We start from the raw sequence: 15,421 nt of genomic DNA, 5'->3' as shown, positions 1-15,421 counted from the left end.
CTCGAACTCTACGTGGGGGTCCCGGCGACCGGTCGTCCGGCACGGAGTTCCAGTCTGTCGCCGGCGAACCTGCGGCGGAAGCTGCGGTCGTGCGACACCACGACCACGGCTCCCGTGTACTGCGCCAGTGCAGCCTCCAGCTCCTCCACCAGGTCGAGCGCGATGTGGTTCGTCGGCTCGTCCAGCACCAGCAGATCGGCCGGGCGGGTGACCAGCCGGGCGATGGCGAGCCGTCGTTGCTGACCGACGGAGAGGGCGGCCACGGGCACCGTCAGGTCCTCCGGCCGGAACAGGCCCAGGGCGAGCAGGTGTTCCGCCCAGATTTCGGGGTGGCCGGGACGCCCGGCGGCGAAGGTCGCGAGGAGCGTACGGCGGGTCGGCCTGGCGGGAAGTTCCTGCGGGAGGTAGCCGATCCTGGCCCGACGTCGGACCGTGCCGCGGTCGGGGCGGAGGTCTCCGGCCAGGACCCGCAGCAGAGTGGTCTTCCCGGCGCCGTTGGGGCCGGTGACCAGCAGCCGCTGTCCCGCAGTCACCTGCCAGGCAGGCAGGTCGAGCCGGTCGCCGACCACGATGGAGTCGAGTTCGGCGAGCGGTTGCTGGTGCGGTTCGCCGTCCGCCGCCACGGTCAGTTCGGCGGTGAAGCGCAGCGGTCTGGGCGGGGCGGGCACGGGTGACCGTCGCAGCTCGTCCAGTCGGGTTCTGGCCGCTCGGACCTGTCCGGACAGCTTGGCCTCGTGCGAGCGGCGGTGCTTGCCCCAGCCCTCGTGGGGGTCCTTTCCGGTGCCGGCCAGCCGTCGGCCCGCCGCGTCGGCGAGTTCCTGGGTACGGGTCAGCTCGTCCAGCCATGCCTGGTGGTCCTGGGCCCAGCGGCGGCGGGCGGCGGCCTTCGCGGTGCGGTAACCGTCCCAGCCGTCCCCGTAGCGGACGGCGCTGCGCAGATCCCGGTCGACCTCCAGGATCACGGTGGTGGTGCGCTCCAGGAAGGCCCGGTCGTGGGTGATGACGACGAGGGTTCCGCGGTGGGCGCGCAGGTGGTCCTCCAGCCAGTTGGTGGCATGGAGGTCGAGGTGGTTGGTGGGCTCGTCGAGCAGCAGCAGTTCGGGGGCGGAGGCCAGCACGCAGGCGAGTGCGAGCCTGGACTGTTCGCCTCCGGACAGGGTGCCGAGGGAGCGGTCACGGGTGAGGTGGCCGATCCCGAGCCCGTGCAGCGCGGCGTCGACCCGGGAATCGGCCCGGTAGCCGTCGCGTTCCTCATACGCTGTCAACAGGTCGCCGTATGCGGCGAGTTCGGCCTCGGCCGGAGTCTCGGACCTGGTCAGCGCGGCTTCCGCGGTGCGGATCCGCTGTTCCAGTTCACGCAGCTCTGCGAGTGCCACGTCGACGGCGGCCTGCACGGTGTGAGCGGCGCCGAGCGCGAGGGTCTGGGAGAGATGGCCGATGCCGGCGTGGAACCGGACGGTGACGTCGCCGGTGTCCGGCGTCTCGGCCCCGGCCATCAGCCGGAGCAGTGTGGACTTCCCGGAGCCGTTCTCGCCGATCACGCCCACGCGGTCGCCGGGGCGGACGGTGAGCGACACCTGGTCGAGGACGGTTCGGTCTCCGTACGCCTTGGAGACGTCCTTCATCGTCAGCTGGGCGCGGTCGTGCTGGACAGGCATGGGTGGGCTTCCCTGAGGTGACGTGCCCTCGACGGCGCGCGGAAGGGCGCTGCGGGGGCGGGGTGTCCGGCGGGCGGAAAGGAAGGGATGCGCGGCACGCGGTGGTGACCGTACGGGTCACACGGCGACGCTCAGCGTCGCGCGGCGGCGTCCATGCCCGGAATCAGCGGAAGAAGTAGTACGAACCCATGACGCTCAGTGTAACCACGCCGCAGTCGGTTGACGGCGTGGCGCAACGGCAGGCCGAGCCCTGGACCCCCGGCCGTCGGCGAGGAGTTGCCCCGGCCGCACAGGGGCGGCGCTCGCAGGAAAGGCACCCGCGCCGTGCAGTCTCAGCGCTGCGGGCTCTCGCCCTGCGCCACCTCGATGCTGCTGTGCAGATCATGTGTCGCGTCGAGCGCGGCCGCTCCGGACAGGGCCAGGCACGCCAGCAGTGCCGCCGCGGCCGCACGGCCGACGCGCGGTCGGGGGGTCGCCCGGCCGAGCAGCGCCTCGACCCGGCGCGGTACCGGCCCCGCCGTTGCGGCGAGCGCCACGAGGGGACGGCCCTCGGCTCCTTCTGCAGCGCGTGCGGCGAGCGCGGCGCGGCCGATCGCGCGCGCCGCGACCTGCCGGTCGCCGACCGCCATGGCCGCCGCCTCGTCGGCGCAGCGCTCCAGCGCGTAGCCCATGGGTGCGCGCAGGGAGCGCAGCGCGGGGTGGCAGAGGGCGGCCAGTTCGGCTCCGGCGAGGAAGAAGTGGTGGCGGCCCGCGAGGTGGGCGCGCTCGTGTGCGAGGAGGGCGTCGCGTTCGGCGGGGTCCAGGGCGCGCAGCATGCCCGTGGTGACGACGATCCGGCCGGGACTGCCCGGGAGTCCGGGCAGCGCATAGGCGTCGGGGCGGCTGTCGCGCAGAACGGCCAGTTCACCTTCCGAGCCGTCGGCCAGGACACCTGTGCGATGCAGCTCCACCCAGTGGCGGCGGACGGTACGGGCGGCTGCGACGGCGCACCCGGCCAGCAGGGCGACTGCGGCAGCTGCGAGCGGGACGGTCACGTCGGGTGCGGCGTCGGCGAGCGGCTTCACGAGTTCGCCGACCGCGGCCACGGCGGAGAGCCGGGTCGCGCCGGGCACCACGAGCAGCACCAGGGCGAGTGTGCTGAACAGGGCGAGGCCGACGGCCGTCGAGGCGAGCAGCCGCACGGCGCGCACGGGTGACAGGGCATCCGCCAGGCGGCGGGCCGCGGGGACCGCGACGAACGGCATCAGCAGCGGAACCCACACGGCGTAGATCATCGGGCGTCTCCGTCGAGCAGTTCCCTGAGCAGCTGCTCGTCCTCGTCGGTGAGCTGCGAGACGAATCGGGCCAGCACGGTGCTGCGGTCCTCCTCCTTCTGCAGTTCGCTGTGCATCCGGCGGGCGGTGAGGCCGGGCGCGTCCTCGGTGGGGGTGTACGCGAAGCCGCGCCCCGAACGGGTACGGGTGACCGTGCCCTTCTCGTACAGCCTGGTCAGGATCGTGGTGACGGTGGTGCGGGCCAGGGGTGCGCCGAGGGCGCCCTGCACCTGGCCGGGGGTGAGCGGGGCGTCGGCCGCCCAGAGGGCCGCCAGGACGGTGGATTCCAGCTCCCCGGCCGGGCGTCGCTCCGCACTGGGTGCCGCACCGGACTCCGGGCCCGGCCCGCCGTGCGGTCGAGGGCTTGTCGCACCGTGCCCGAGCGGGTCCGGATCCCCGCTCGATATCCCCTGCGCCTGGGACATGGGAACTCTCCTCCCGCTTCGAGCGTCTACAGTGATGTAGACCGTCTACACCACTGTAGCCAGTCGGGCGTCCCGCCGGAACGCCCGCTCACCATTATGGGAGGCCCTCCGCCGTGTCCGTATCCTCACTGGCGGCCGCGCCGCAAGCGGTGAACCTGCTGGACGCGGGATCACTGCTCGCCGCGTTCGGCGTGCTCGGCATCGCGGCCGTGCTGTTCGCCGAGACAGGGCTGCTCGTCGGGTTCTTCCTCCCCGGCGACTCCCTGCTGTTCACAGCGGGTCTGCTCAGTGTGCCCGGCACACACGGCCCGGTCCATCTCCCCCTGTCCCAGGTCCTCATCGCTTCCGCGATCGGCGCGCTGCTCGGCGCACAGACCGGGTACTGGATCGGGCGCCGCGGCGGCCGCGCCCTGCTGGCCCGGAGCCGCGCCAAGAGGCTGCACGAGGGCGCGGCCCGCGCGGAGGAGCTGCTCGACAGATACGGCCACGCGCGGGCGATCGTGCTGGCCCGCTTCGTCCCCGTGGTGCGTACGGTGCTCAACCCCCTGGCCGGGGCGCTCAACGTGCCGGCCAGGCAGTTCGCGCTCTGGCAGATCGTCGGCGGAACGATCTGGACGGTCGGGCTGGTGCTCGCGGGCTACGGGCTGGGGTCGTCGGTGCCGAATGTCGACCGCTACCTCCTTCCGATCGTCGCCGTCGTGGTCGTCGTCTCCCTCATCCCCCTCGCTGCCGAGCTGCTGCGCTCGCGCGGCCGGCGCGCCGTCGAAGGAGACCGGAGCTGATGCTGCTCGCCTGGGCCGCCACCTCGCTCGACGGTGGCCTCTACACCTCGATCACCGAGCTCGCCCGGCGCTCCCCCGCCGCTCTGGACTCCACGATCCACGCCTGGTCGGACTACGGTCTCGGGCTCTACGCCCTGCTGATGCTCGCGGCCTGGTGGCGGTCCCGCTCCTGGGACCCCGCCCGCGCGGCCATGGCGCTCTGTGCGCCCCTGGTCGTGGTGGCCGCGTATGTGGCCAACGATCTGCTGAAGCTCGCCGTCCATGAACAGCGGCCGTGCCAGACCCTGCATGCGGTCACCGTGGAGGCATGCCCGCCGCTGGGCGACTGGTCCTTCCCCAGCAATCACGCGGCCGTTGCGGCAGCCGCGGCGGTCGCGATCCTGCTGACCGACCGTCGGCTCGGCGCGGTCGCCGTCCCTGCGGCACTGCTGATGGCGGCGTCACGGGTCTGGATCGGGGTGCACTATCCGCACGATGTGCTCATCGGGCTGGTCACCGGTGCGCTCGTAGCCCTGCCGCTGACGGTCGCCGCCCGGCGCTGCGCTCCGGCTGTCGCGCGGCTGCGCGACAGCCGGTTGCGTCCGCTGGTGGCGGCGCGGTGAGCGGGGAGGCCCCGGTGACGGGGCGGACCCGGTTCACCGGGGGTCCGGTCGCACCTCGCATCCGTACGGCGCTCGGGGCTGTACTGATCGGGTTCGTCGGACTCCTGGGCCTGACGGCTGTGGTCCTCACAGCCCGGCACGGGTCCGTGCTGCCGATCGACCGGGCCGCACACACCTGGTCCCTGCACCATCGGCCCGCCGCGCTCGTCACCGTGGCCAGGGTTGTCACGGCGACGGGTACGGGCGTGTTCCCGTACGCCGCCGCCGTGGCCGCCGGACTGATGGCCGGCCGTGACATGCGCCACCGACTGGCGTACGCGGCAGGAGCCCTGGCCTTCCTGCTTCTCGGGCAAGCACTGCGCTTCGGCCTGATGGAAGCGATCGGACGCCCCCGCCCGGCGGTGGGCGACTGGGCGACGCACGCCTCGGGGTTCGCCTTCCCCTCCGGGCACGCGACGACATCCGCGCTGATGGCGGGTCTGCTGGTGGCGGCAATCGGTCACCGGGCACGGCTGCGCCGAGCCCGTGCCACTGCCTCCGGCACAAGCACCGGCACCGCCACCGCGGCTGTCCTGCTCGGCTGCTGGGCCGCAGCCGTCGGGATGAGCCGGGTTCTGCTCGGAGTGCACTGGGCGACGGATGTGGTGGCCGGATGGCTGTTCGCCACCGTCTGGCTGGGGCTCGGCACCGCGCTGATACGGATGGCGCTGCCCGCCCACCTCAGGTGACCCGCCGATCCCGGTCCTACTTTCGCAGAGGTCCAGTGCCATGCCCCGTCCGCCGGTCGTGCCCCTCGTCCGAGCCGTCCACGTGGCACGTGCGCCCGCCGTCGCGCGTGCGCTCACGCTCCTTCAGCGCCGGCTGACCTGGGCGACAGTGGCCGTCTACGCCGGCGCCGCCCTGCTGCCGCAGGCCGGTCTCGCCATGCGGCAGCTGAGTCTCGGCGCGGTGTCCGTACCCGGCGGAACCCGTACACCGCTCACGCTGCCGTCGCTCCTGCTCGCCTGGCTGCTCTTCACCGCGGCGTTACGGGTGCCCGCCCGGGACCTGCCGCGGCTCCTGCGACGGCCGCTGCCACTGCTGGTCGGAACCCTCGCCAATACGCTGATCCCGCTCGCACTGCTGCCGTGCATGGCCGTGGCGCTCGGGACGCTCCCCGACGCGGATGGCTGCAGCGGGCTGCTCACGGGGCTGGCCCTGGTCGGCGCCATGCCGGTGGCGGGCGGCGCCACGATCTGGGGAAGCCGGGCGGGCGGTAACCAATCGCTGATCGTCGGTATCGTCCTGACTTCCACGCTGCTGAGTCCGTGCAGCATCCCGCTGACGCTCTCGGCCGCCTCGACGGTGACCCGTGGCCACTACGCACAGGACCTGTCGCGGCTGGCCACGATGAACGGCGGCCCGTTCGCGGTGATCAGCGTGATCGTGCCGTGCGTCGTCGGGCTCCTCGTCCAGCAGGTGCTGCCCGCAGGACTGCTCGCCCGGCATCTGCCGTGGCTCGGGCTGCTCGGACTGGTCGACGCACTGCTGCTCACCTACAGCAATGCGTCGGGCGCACTGGGCGGGTTCCTGCTGAATCCACGACCCGCGCTACTGGTGGCGTCGGTGGTCGTGGCGGCTGTGCTCTGTGCGGCGTCGTTCGCGATCGGCTGGTGCCTGGCCCGTGCGGTACGGGCCGACCGGGCCGACACCGTGGCGATCACACTCACCTGCGGTATGAACAACAGCAGCGCCGGTGCGGTGCTGGCGGCGACGAACCTGCCCAGCAGCCCTCATGTGCTGCTGCCGGTCCTCGCGTACAGCCTGCTGCAGAAATGCGGTGCCGGTCTGGCCGACTCGATGCTGCACCGCAGAGCCGCCACGTCCGAAACCTAGATCGTGCTCCCCTACGGTTCGCCGAATGCCTGCGCGGCACTCCGCGCGCCCTCGCCGGCCAGCACGGGCCTGCGGCTCCCGGCCGTCGCCCTGCGCAGGGCGAGCACCGCGATGTCGTCGCGTCGTACGCCGCCGGTGAAGGCGTCGAGGTCCGCATGGAGGGCGTCCAGCACCTCGCGCGACCCGTTCCCTGCCCAGCGGCCCAGCCGGGTGTCCAGCGGGTAGAAGGTGCCGTCGGCGTTGCGGGCCTCGGTCACTCCGTCGGTGAAGACCAGGAGCGTCGCGCCGGACGGGAAGTCGAGCTGCTCCGCCACCCGCGGCTCGCTGCTGAGCTCGGCCATGCCCAGCGGGACGGAGGTCTGCCGGAGCGGCACCGCGGCGGCCTCACCGTCGTGCAGCAGCCGGGGCAGCAGATGGCCGCAGTTCACGGCCTGCACCTCGTCGCCGTCGTCGATGCCGAGGATCAGGGCGGTGACGAAACGTTCGGTCTCACCGGTCTGGGCGGAGAAGGCGTTGTGGCGGACGACCGCGTCCTCCAGGGCGTCCACCACCCCGGTCAGGGTGGGCTCGCGGATGGCCGCCTCCCGGAACGCGCCGAGCGCGGCGAACCCCGCTCCGATGGCCGCGATCCCCTTGCCCTGGACATCGCCGATGATCACCCGTGTCCCGTACGGCGATTCGACGACCTCGTAGATGTCGCCGCCGACCAGCCGGTCCTCCTCGATCGGGGCGTAGACCCCGTGGGTGACGACATGGTCGGTCAGGACGGGCAGCGGGCGCAGGATCTGCCGCTGGAGAGCGACCGCCGCGGTGCGCAGTCTGGCGATCTCGGTGGCGTGACGGATGCGCAGCACACAGGACCCGACGCCCAGGCCACAGGCCAGCACCGTGAAGACGACGCCGCTGGCAAGATCCCAGAACGACCCGCCGGACACCAGCCGGGAACTGACGACGACGACCATGATCCAGGTGGCGACACCCACCGTCTGCCGGATGGTGCCGAAGACCGAGACAAATGCAGGCACGACAACCAGCAGAGGCACGATGCGCAGGTCGTTGCCGGTCATCAGGTCGAGGACGACGATCAGAGCGGTCAGCAGAGCCAGGCCGCCGAACAACGCCGCGTTCCCGACCCGGGCCGCGGATGCCTCGGCTTCCCCGGCATCGGTCACCGGCAGCGCCGCCCTGCGTACGGCTGCGGAGCGCTGGAGCCCGATCGTCACTGCAATGCCTCCTCCTGCAGGCGCCGGCCCGGTCCCGGCACTCACTTTCCAGTGCACCCGGAGTCCGGCGTTCGGCACACGAGGCTTACGGCCTCATCGGCCGTGCCGAAAGTCCCGGGGCGGGGCGGACCCTCGGCATTCGGTCCGGAAGTCCCGGGCCGAAGGTCCATTCCTTCGGCCCGGGACTGCAGGAGCCGGCACGGCAGGAGAGGCGGTTCAACGTCAGCGCAGCGCCTCCGCCCGCGCGTCGTCCGCGCCGCGGGTGCGGTCGGACACCGGCAGGTCCCGCGGTACGACGACGGAGAGGAACGATGTCCGGCGCCGGAGCCGGAAGCCCAGCGATTCGTAGAGCCTGATGGCGTTGGTGTTGGTCGCCGACGCGTGCAGGAACGGCGTTTCGCCGCGCTCCCTGATCTCGTGGGCGACGGCGAGGACGAGCCGGGTGGCGAGCCCCTGGCCGCGCACGGTTTCGTCCGTGCAGACGCCGCTGATCTCGCTCCAGCCGGTCGGGTGCAGCCGTTCCCCGGCCATGGCGACGAGGGCCCCGTCGCGGCGGATACCCAGGTAGGTGCCGAGCTCGACGGTGCGCGGAAGGAACGGTCCGGGGCGGGTCCGTGCGACCAGGTCGAGCATCTCCGGCACATCGGCCGGACCGAGGCGGACGGCCTCCGGATCCGGGGCCGCTGCCACCCCGTCGTCGACGAGCTGGACGCCCTCCGCGCGGAAGGTGACCTCCCAGTCGCCGGGCGGCGGCTCACGCAGCGCGGTGAGGGTGACGGACCCTCCGGGGCCGGCGAGTGCAGCGACGTCGGCCCAGTCCTCCGCGTCCGGGAGGTCCGGCAGCGCGAGCCAGGGTGAGACGTCGGTCGGGTAGCGCAGAATGCGGCCCAAGCGCTCGGCGAAATGGGCGTGCGGTCCGGTCAGCGAGGCGCGGGCCGGGTTGTCCAGCGGGTGCGCCCCGGGGACGGTGGGGTGCGGGGCGCTCATGCGGCGGTCACCTCGATCACGATCTTTCCTCGGGTGTGTCCGCTCTCCACCGCGCGCAGCGCCGCGGCCGCTTCGGCGAGCGGGTAGGTCTGCGTCACGTACGTCCTGAAGGCACCGCTGACGGCGAGGCGGGCCACTTCGTCGAGGACGGCGGCGGTACGGGCCCGGACGACGGCTGCTCCGCCGAGTTCCACGGCGAGCGGCTTGCCCCCGGCACTGATCAGCCGCTTCCGGTCCGTGAGCAGCTCCGCGACGGCCCGCAGGGCGTCACCGCCGACCAGGTCGTAGACCGCGTCGACCCCGCCCGGGGCCACTGCCCGCACGCGGTCGACGACGCCGGGTCCCGACGGTACGTGCACGGCACCGAGCGACTCGACGAAGTCCTTCTTGGCCGCGCTCGACGTGCCGATGACCCGGACCCCGAAGTGGCGTGCGAGCTGGACCGCGGCCACACCGACGCCGCCTCCGGCGCCGTTGATCAGCAGGGTCGATCCGGGTGCGGGGTCCAGCTGGCGAATGCCGTCGTACGCGGTGGCCGCCGCGACCGGCAGCGCGGCCGCATCGGTGAACGACAGGCCGTCCGGCTTGTGCGCCGTGACCGCGACGGGCAGCAGGGTGTACTCGGCGTAACCGCCGGTCAGCGGGTTGCCGAAGACCGCGTCCCCGACTTCGAACCCTTCGACACCGGGGCCGACCTGCTCGACGACCCCCGCCGCCTCGCTGCCGAACACGGCGGGATATTGCGGCGGCGCGCTGCCGGGCCTGGTGTATCCGTTGCGCAGTTTCCAGTCGACCGGGTTGACCCCGGCGGCACGGACCGCGACGAGCAGCTCCCCGGGACCGGGGGTGGGCGCCTCCTGCTCGACGAAGGCTTCCACCTCCGGTCCACCGCTGCGGGTGAATACGTACGCCTTCGGCATGAGCTCCCTCGCTCCGGTTCATGGCATCGGCCACCTCGGCAGCCGCTGTCGGCTACAGCTGCAAGAGCTCCGTGTGACATGCATGTATTCCCGGACGGTGGACTGTTCACAGGGTCGCAATGCATCCGGGTCGGGGCGAGGTACGCACCGATCGGCCCCGCCCGGCCGCCGTCCACGGTCGATCTGCTGTTCGCCGGCCACGAGCCGGACCGTATCGGGATCTACCGGACCCGCACGCGCAGAGCCGGGTCAGCTCGCACGGCACAACTCGGTGGAGTCCGTACCGGTGATTCAGGCCAGGCGACGCCGGTGGTGGACGACGTCCCTCATCTGCCGGAGACGGGGGACGCGGCCCGCTCCTCGGGGCTCAGCAGCCGCTACTGCACGACGCAGGACTCCCTCGCGTCACGCACACCCTCGTCGGATATCCGCGCGCCTGATGGCGCTCACCATCCGGTCCGGGATCGATTTCGACTCAACTGCCCACGCGTACGTGCCGGTCGGCCCCCATTCGGCCGCCGCCTGTGGCAGGCTGGTGCCGACCGCCCCACCGGGCTCCCCCGTACCGGTGGGGCGGTTCTGCGCGAGTCCTGTCGCCGCCCCCTCCCCCACATTGCGGCCCGATGAAATCAGGCGGCCCCCCGGGCGCCCGCCGCCGCATGCCCGCCGGTCACCGCACGGCCCTTGTGAATGGAGATGACTGCGCAGGTCAGAGGTCATGTGGGGAGCTACGGGGCCATGGGGTGACCGCCGCCTGCTCCGGCCCCAGGGCCCTCTCTGCGGACAGTGCAGCCGGAGTTGACGGCCTCCGGAGCCGCTGACACGCTCGCGGCATGTCCGCGACTTCGACTCCCGTCTCGCGGCGCCACGTCGATCTGGGACGCGTAGCGTCCGCGGCGTGTAGCCGCGCTCTCCGCTGCGACCAGCTCCGCTGAACAGCTGACGCACGTTGCCGCGGCGACGACTCCCAGCCCGGCGCCGCCGATGCACGGCCGTGCCCGCGCTCGCCCGTCACTCCCGGATACACCATTTTCCGTACGGAAAGGGCTCCGCCGTGACCTCCGCACCCGTCGTCGACCCGACCCACGACACCACCACCGTCGCCACCACCTCCGTAACCGTCCAGAGGATCGGCGGGCACATCGGAGCCGTCGTGTCCGGCGTCCGTCTCGACGGCGATCTCGAACCCGCCGTCGTGGCAGCCGTGCGCGTTGCGGCACTTGAGCACAAGGTGATCGTCTTCCGCGGTCAGGACCACCTGGACGGGGAGAGCCACGAGGCGTTCGGACGGGGCCACGGAGCGCGTGACCCCGGCTCCCGTCGCGGTCGTCGACGGTCAGTCGCCGGCCTTCTCCGCCGGCCGGCCCGCATAGTAGGTGGCGATCATGTCCTCACCGCCGTGGCCGGCCGCCTCCGCGCGCTCGAACCGGTCGGCCGACGCGGCGACCAGGTCCAGGCTCACACCGGACCGTGCGGCGGCTTCGAGGATGAGGCGGGTGTCCTTGAGCGCGGTGGACAGGGCGAAGCTGGGGGTGAGGTCGCCGGAGAGGACCGCCGCGGACTTGCCCTGGAGGTAGGCGGAGTCCAGCGGGCCGCCCTTCATCACGTCGAGGAACGACTGCGGGTCGACGCCCAGTCCCTCGGCAAGATTGAGGCATTCGGCGATGCTGCCCACCATGTTGATCACCCAGGTGTTGACCACGAGCTTCAGCCGCGAGGCCTCACCGGGTGCCTCGCCGACCCAGACCGTACGCTGGCCGATCGCATCCAACACCGGTTCCACCGACGGCCGGACGGCGGACGGGCCGGAGACGAAGACCGTCAACGCGCCCTGTTCCGCCGGCTGCTTGGTTCCGGCGACCGGGGCGTCGAGATAGACGAGTCCCAAGTCTGCCGCCCGTTGGGCGAGATCAGTGGTGGCGTCGGGTCCGACGGTGGAGCTCTGCAGCAGGATCTGACCGCCGTGCACGCCCGACGCGGCAGCGGTGAGCGCGGCGGCGACGGACAGGCCGTCGTTGAGCATGGTCACGATGACATCGGCGCCCCGTACGGCTTCCTCCGCCGTTTCGGTGACTGTGGCGCCGTCGGCGGCGAGAGGAGCCGCCTTGGACTGCGTACGGTTCCAGGCACGGACGCCGAGTCCCGCGCGGAGCAGGCTCCGCGCCATCCCTGATCCCATGATCCCGGTGCCGAGGACGGCCACGGTCGGCCGCTTGCGGGTGACGTGGACAGGTGTGGACGTCATGAGAGCGTGGTCCCTTCGTCGGCCGCGCCCCGCGCCGGCGCGGGGCGATGAGAGGTCAAGGTTGCCGCAATGCGCCGTCGAGCACGGCACCGTGCACCGCTCTGGCGAGTCGCGATCCCCACCGCGAGCGCGGGCCGGCGAACGGCTGCGCCGCGGCCCCCGGTCCGGGTTCGGGTGCGGCGATGCACACAGCGTCCGTGGGGGTGCCGGAGCAGTCGAGTCCGGCGTCCAGGAGCGCCTGCACCTTCGCCTCGGTGGCGGTCGCGACCGCGTTGACCAGTGCGGCGTCCGAGAGCGCCACGGGGACCGTGACGATGATATTGACCGTGCCCGGCGGCGGTGGTCCGTCGATTCCGGCGGCCGGATCGGCGGCCCAGCCCCGTACACCAAGACCACTGGTCACGGTGGCGGTCACACCCTCGTCGGTGGCGACCGTGTACGCGGTGACATCGGCCGCCGTCATCAGCGCGGCGCCGGGACCGGTGAGGCCCTCCGCGGCAGCGATCCCGGCCAGGTGGGGATCGGGGTCGAGCCGCGGATAGCCGCCGGGAACCTGCGCGTCGAGGATCCATGCGCGCGGACCGATGCCGCCGCCGAGCACGGCGCTGCTGCACACCCGCCAGCCGGGTCCGAGCCGCCAGACGAGATGGTGCAGGGCGAGGCCGTCCTCCTGCCGGGCCAGCAGCTCGACGCGCTGTCCGGGCGGGCGGACGAGTACGGAACGAATGGTGCACTCCCGGTGGCACAGAAGACGACGGTCGGCAACGGTCCGTCGATCATAGGGGGCGGGTGCGGCAGCGCTGCGTGCGGTGTCCGGCCTCAACCCGCGGCGGAGCCCGTGTCCGGGCGGAGCCGTACCGGCAGTGTCCGCACGCTGTTGCCGACAAAGCTGGCATGGCGCACCAGTTGCTCGTCGGGCACGGTGACGTCCAGCTCCGGGAAGCGGCTGAACAGTTGCTCCAGCGCGATCGTCGCCTCCATCCGGGCGAGAGGCGCTCCCAGGCAGTAGTGCGGCCCGTGGCCGAGCGAGAGGTGGCGGGCCGCCGATGTCCTGGCCGGCCGGGTGACGTCGAAGCGGTCGGCGTCGGGGCCGTGCACGGACGTGTCGCGTCCGGCGGCCGAGTATCCGGCGAGTACGGGGGTGCCCTGGGGGACGACTGTCCCGTCGAGGGTCAGGTCGCGGGTCGGATAGCGGAACGGGAAGTAGCTGACCGGGCTGTCCCAGCGCAGTGTCTCCTCCACCACGTCGGCCCATCCCGCGCGGCCCGTGGTGACCAGGTCGAGCTGGTCCCGGTGGGTGCACAGCGCGCGTACGGCATTGGTGACGAGGTTCAGCGTGGTCTCGTGACCGGCGATGATCATCAGGAGCAGGGTGCCGATGAGTTCGTGCCGGCCGAGCCGGTCTCCTCCGTCGTCGCGGGCGGCGATCAGCGCGCTGGTGAGGTCGTCGCCGGGCTGCTCGGCGCGGGCTGCGGCGACGGTGCTCAGCAGTTCCACCAGCTCCCGGTTGGCGGCCACGGCCTCGACGGGCCCGATGTCGGTGGCGACGATCTGGTTGGACAGATGGTGCAGGCGGTCCTGGTGGCGGCCGTCGACGCCGAGGAGCTCGCAGATGACGCCCATCGGCAGGGGCATCGCGAACCCGGCTCGCAGGTCCACCGTCCCGTCCCCCTCCTCGGCTGCCGCGTCGATCCGGTCGAGCAGCTCGGCGGTCAGGGTCTCGATGCGTGGCCGGAGCGCTTCCACCCGCCGGGCGGTGAACGCCTTGCTCACCAGCCCACGCAGCCGCCGGTGGTCCGCATCATCGGCGGTGGTCATGCCCTGCACGGTGGCGAAGGTCCGCAGCGGCCAGCCGTCGGGGATCCGTCCTTCGGCCAGCGCGGTGAAGTGGCGTGCGTCCTTTGCGACATCGGGGTGGGCGAGAAACTCCTTCAGGGCGTCGTGCCCGAGCACCGCCACGCCCGGCACATCGCCCGGCAGCACGACGGATGCCACGGCGCCCCGGGCGAGCAGCCGGGCATTGTCGGCATGCGGGCACCCGCCGGCCGGATCCATGCGGTGCGCGGTGGCCTGCCCCGGTATCGGCGGGATGTTCAACGGGCCTCTCCTGACGGTCGTCGACTCCGGACCGGCGGCTGGCGCAGCCGTTCGGCGCGATCGATGGCGGGATGCCGATCCTACGGTCAACGTGCCCGGGACGAGGGATGGTTGGGCGGACGGGCGGCTGCTCCGCGTGCGGGCGCAATGCGGTTATGGACCCGGAGACGGACGCCTGCACGCTCCTCCGGCAGGCCATCACCCTGCTGCCCGACGGCACCGTGTCGGGGTTCGGTGTGACGACGCAGCACAATCAGGAGTACGGGCGGCAGCAGGAGTGGGAGTTCGTCCAGTACCGGACGCGCCTGGCGCCCGGCGGCGTGATCACGATGCACGAGTGCAGACCGGTGGCGGGCACGGCGCGGCCACCCTCGTCGAGATCGCTCCGCCCACGTGGACCATGCGTATCCGAGACCCGAGCGAGGTCCGCCGCCCCGGGCGTGCGTCCGAATTCCACGGACCCGCGCGGCCCTACGGGGTCTCACCCGAATGGCCCAGTGCGCGGAGCGGGACCCCACCGGTGTCGCGCTGCGCCCCCGGGGACGCAGCGGACGGCCGTTCCGGGCCGGGAGGTTGCACCGTCCGTCCGGGTGAGGCGCGATGGAGTCCGGACGCGCCTTCCCCGGTGGGCCCGCCCACGGACGCGCCCGGGCGAGGAGCAATCGGTCATGGCAGCCCCTGACGATTTCACGGATCCCGGAGAGCTCGACGGCCTGACGGTGTACGACACCGCGGGCGAGAAGGTGGGCAGTGTGGGGCGGGTGTATGTAGACGACGACACCGGCCGGCCGGACTGGATCACGGTGAGAACCGGCCTGTTCGGGATGAAGGAGAGCTTCGTGCCGCTCCACGGGGCCCGCAAAGTGGGCTCCGACCTGTACATCAAGCATCCGAAGGACAGCGTCAAGGACGCCCCCAGGGTGGACGCGGACGCGCATCTCTCCGTGGCCGAGGAGGAGGAGCTCTACCGGCACTACGACCTCACCGGGAAGCTCGGAGACCAGGGGCGGTGACCTGGCGCGTGCGGTGTGCCGGAGAGGCGAGGGCGGACCCGCACCGTGCCGAGCCGTGGGCCGGCCCGGTCACGCCGCAGTCACGCCTGGGGGGACTCCGCGCACCATGGGGGCTCGCCTGACGGTGGAGCGCCGCCCGGTTGTGGCTGACAGCTTCGGAGCCAGCCGGTCCGACACCCTCGGCCGCGCCGGACGTGACCGTCACCGCGTTCCGGAACGGCTACCGCGCCGGCTACGACGTCGCGTCCGACGATGCCTTCCGCCGGTTCCGCATGGCGCAC

At 72.4% G+C, this 15,421-nt stretch carries 14 protein-coding genes and 1 pseudogene; 6 read left to right on the top strand and 9 right to left on the bottom strand.

Annotation, left to right across the window (positions count from 1 at the left end):
- Positions 1 to 8: 8 nt before the first annotated feature.
- The 3 genes from abc-f to ACWCP8_RS24730 form a co-directional block, all read right to left on the bottom strand.
- Positions 9 to 1,658: a ribosomal protection-like ABC-F family protein gene (gene abc-f, locus ACWCP8_RS24740; protein WP_451118168.1), complete on the bottom strand. Its 1,650-nt coding sequence runs from the start codon at positions 1,656 to 1,658 to the stop codon at positions 9 to 11.
- Positions 1,659 to 1,990: 332 nt separating this feature from the next.
- Entirely contained in the window at positions 1,991 to 2,932 is a 942-nt protein-coding gene (locus ACWCP8_RS24735) for a M56 family metallopeptidase (RefSeq protein WP_451118166.1), read from the bottom strand.
- Positions 2,929 to 3,261 (bottom strand): BlaI/MecI/CopY family transcriptional regulator, encoded by a 333-nt coding sequence (locus ACWCP8_RS24730; RefSeq protein WP_051878105.1) that lies wholly within the window; start codon positions 3,259 to 3,261, stop codon positions 2,929 to 2,931. Before ACWCP8_RS24730 ends, ACWCP8_RS24735 begins: the two co-directional genes overlap by 4 nt.
- A gap of 248 nt (positions 3,262 to 3,509) precedes the next feature.
- Between ACWCP8_RS24730 and ACWCP8_RS24725 the strand changes: the two genes are divergently transcribed.
- From ACWCP8_RS24725 to ACWCP8_RS24710, 4 genes are read left to right on the top strand one after another with little or no spacing between them, the layout of a single operon-like run.
- Complete coding sequence (locus ACWCP8_RS24725; protein WP_382838486.1) at positions 3,510 to 4,178, top strand: DedA family protein; 669 nt, start codon at positions 3,510 to 3,512, stop codon at positions 4,176 to 4,178.
- Complete coding sequence (locus ACWCP8_RS24720) at positions 4,178 to 4,780, top strand: phosphatase PAP2 family protein (protein ID WP_352267026.1); 603 nt, start codon at positions 4,178 to 4,180, stop codon at positions 4,778 to 4,780. Before ACWCP8_RS24725 ends, ACWCP8_RS24720 begins: the two co-directional genes overlap by 1 nt.
- A 14-nt stretch (positions 4,781 to 4,794) precedes the next feature.
- On the top strand, positions 4,795 to 5,508 hold the full coding sequence (locus ACWCP8_RS24715; RefSeq protein WP_382838483.1) for a phosphatase PAP2 family protein: 714 nt from the start codon (positions 4,795 to 4,797) through the stop codon (positions 5,506 to 5,508).
- A gap of 40 nt (positions 5,509 to 5,548) precedes the next feature.
- A complete protein-coding gene (locus ACWCP8_RS24710) occupies positions 5,549 to 6,655 on the top strand; it encodes a bile acid:sodium symporter family protein (RefSeq protein ID WP_352267028.1) in 1,107 nt (368 codons plus the stop codon).
- Between the two features lie 11 nt (positions 6,656 to 6,666).
- Here the strand turns inward: ACWCP8_RS24710 and ACWCP8_RS24705 are convergent, their stop codons facing one another.
- The 3 genes from ACWCP8_RS24705 to ACWCP8_RS24695 all read right to left on the bottom strand — a co-directional run bounded on the left by ACWCP8_RS24705 (position 6,667) and on the right by ACWCP8_RS24695 (position 9,785).
- Positions 6,667 to 7,878 carry a PP2C family protein-serine/threonine phosphatase gene (locus tag ACWCP8_RS24705; RefSeq protein WP_451118163.1) on the bottom strand — a complete coding sequence of 404 codons (1,212 nt, stop codon included), beginning with the start codon at positions 7,876 to 7,878 and terminating at the stop codon, positions 6,667 to 6,669.
- Positions 7,879 to 8,100: 222 nt separating this feature from the next.
- Complete coding sequence (locus tag ACWCP8_RS24700) at positions 8,101 to 8,865, bottom strand: GNAT family N-acetyltransferase (RefSeq protein ID WP_352267030.1); 765 nt, start codon at positions 8,863 to 8,865, stop codon at positions 8,101 to 8,103.
- Positions 8,862 to 9,785, bottom strand: a complete 924-nt coding sequence (locus ACWCP8_RS24695; protein ID WP_451118161.1) for an NADP-dependent oxidoreductase — start codon at positions 9,783 to 9,785, stop codon at positions 8,862 to 8,864. The genes ACWCP8_RS24700 and ACWCP8_RS24695 overlap by 4 nt, the downstream gene beginning before the upstream one ends.
- Before the next feature lie 833 nt (positions 9,786 to 10,618).
- On the opposite strand from ACWCP8_RS24695, the gene ACWCP8_RS24690 reads away from it, so the two are divergent.
- Positions 10,619 to 10,720: a putative leader peptide gene (locus ACWCP8_RS24690; RefSeq protein ID WP_352267032.1), complete on the top strand. Its 102-nt coding sequence runs from the start codon at positions 10,619 to 10,621 to the stop codon at positions 10,718 to 10,720.
- A 401-nt stretch (positions 10,721 to 11,121) separates the two neighbouring features.
- Here the strand turns inward: ACWCP8_RS24690 and ACWCP8_RS24685 are convergent, their stop codons facing one another.
- The 3 genes from ACWCP8_RS24685 to ACWCP8_RS24675 all read right to left on the bottom strand — a co-directional run bounded on the left by ACWCP8_RS24685 (position 11,122) and on the right by ACWCP8_RS24675 (position 14,085).
- On the bottom strand, positions 11,122 to 12,030 hold the full coding sequence (locus ACWCP8_RS24685) for an NAD(P)-dependent oxidoreductase (RefSeq protein WP_352267033.1): 909 nt from the start codon (positions 12,028 to 12,030) through the stop codon (positions 11,122 to 11,124).
- A gap of 55 nt (positions 12,031 to 12,085) precedes the next feature.
- Positions 12,086 to 12,712 (bottom strand): adenosylcobinamide amidohydrolase, encoded by a 627-nt coding sequence (locus tag ACWCP8_RS24680; RefSeq protein ID WP_451118201.1) that lies wholly within the window; start codon positions 12,710 to 12,712, stop codon positions 12,086 to 12,088.
- A gap of 137 nt (positions 12,713 to 12,849) precedes the next feature.
- Entirely contained in the window at positions 12,850 to 14,085 is a 1,236-nt protein-coding gene (locus tag ACWCP8_RS24675) for a cytochrome P450 family protein (protein ID WP_451118199.1), read from the bottom strand.
- Positions 14,086 to 14,795: 710 nt separating this feature from the next.
- On the opposite strand from ACWCP8_RS24675, the pseudogene ACWCP8_RS24670 reads away from it, so the two are divergent.
- Positions 14,796 to 15,129, top strand: a pseudogene (locus ACWCP8_RS24670) (PRC-barrel domain-containing protein); the annotation flags it as partial.
- Positions 15,130 to 15,421: the final 292 nt, after the last annotated feature.

Source organism: Streptomyces sp. NPDC002206, from assembly GCF_053593595.1.
Note: the sequence above shows the minus strand (reverse complement) of the source record. Positions and strands in the feature narration are given on the sequence as shown.

Coding starts and splice junctions, on each gene's coding strand:
- ACWCP8_RS24685 (WP_352267033.1), bottom strand. CDS start 12,030: ATGACGTCCACACCTGTCCACGTCACCCGCAAGCGGCCGACCGTGGCC.
- ACWCP8_RS24695 (WP_451118161.1), bottom strand. CDS start 9,785: ATGCCGAAGGCGTACGTATTCACCCGCAGCGGTGGACCGGAGGTGGAA.
- ACWCP8_RS24690 (WP_352267032.1), top strand. CDS start 10,619: ATGTCCGCGACTTCGACTCCCGTCTCGCGGCGCCACGTCGATCTGGGA.
- ACWCP8_RS24720 (WP_352267026.1), top strand. CDS start 4,178: ATGCTGCTCGCCTGGGCCGCCACCTCGCTCGACGGTGGCCTCTACACC.
- ACWCP8_RS24675 (WP_451118199.1), bottom strand. CDS start 14,085: ATGGATCCGGCCGGCGGGTGCCCGCATGCCGACAATGCCCGGCTGCTC.
- abc-f (WP_451118168.1), bottom strand. CDS start 1,658: ATGCCTGTCCAGCACGACCGCGCCCAGCTGACGATGAAGGACGTCTCC.
- ACWCP8_RS24735 (WP_451118166.1), bottom strand. CDS start 2,932: ATGATCTACGCCGTGTGGGTTCCGCTGCTGATGCCGTTCGTCGCGGTC.
- ACWCP8_RS24700 (WP_352267030.1), bottom strand. CDS start 8,865: ATGAGCGCCCCGCACCCCACCGTCCCCGGGGCGCACCCGCTGGACAAC.
- ACWCP8_RS24710 (WP_352267028.1), top strand. CDS start 5,549: ATGCCCCGTCCGCCGGTCGTGCCCCTCGTCCGAGCCGTCCACGTGGCA.